This window comes from Psychrobacter sp. 1Y4, from assembly GCF_051847555.1.
Genome location: NZ_JBPYDE010000580.1, coordinates 1 through 693, shown reverse-complemented (window position 1 = coordinate 693; position 693 = coordinate 1). Strand labels below are relative to the sequence as shown.

Here is a 693-nt window from a genome sequence, read left to right as displayed (position 1 = left end):
GGCAAACAACCAAGTTGTGTCATGAATAAAAATACTTGCCCAATTCATACTATCTTTTCCTATTTATTTATCTGATTTATTGTGTTTAATGAATGTTGTTCTAATAGTTCGTTTGATGCGAAGCACATCATCCCTATTTTCAGACCTTATCGTCAATACAACTATCGTTATTCTCATTTAAGAGAGACTTTTTGCCACAAGTACGACAAAATATCCTGTCTTGTAAGACAGCAATTGTTTTCGCTGAAAAATAAGCCATCATGACACTAATACATACATACCCAAAACTAAAATCCTATGTTTGCCTGTTTTGTGCCATTTATTCATTGTAGGAATTATTTTTGAAAGCCACTGTTTATACTATTATTGCGTTGATCGCATTTGCCGCAAACTCCCTGTTTTGCCGGATGGCGCTAGCAGAAGGTTATATAGATGCTTGGAGTTTTACGGTCATTCGTCTGCTCAGTGCGGCTGCCTGCCTAATTGTTATCATGACGATTCACGCCTACAGACTACAGCGTCAAGCACTCACCGCTGACAAGCCTGCTGTTGATGCTATCTTAAATGACAAAGGCAGTTGGCTCAGTAGTGTCAGCTTGGTCATTTACGCGCTGTGTTTTTCGATTGCGTATGTAGAGCTTGATACTGGCACGGGTGCTTTGATTTTGTTTTCGGCGGTTCAGCTCACGATGA

General features: G+C 39.8%; 1 pseudogene. It reads left to right on the top strand.

Annotation, left to right across the window (positions count from 1 at the left end):
- Positions 1–341 precede the first annotated feature (341 nt).
- Positions 342–693 (top strand): annotated as a pseudogene (locus tag ACS8FC_RS17690) (DMT family transporter); the annotation flags it as partial.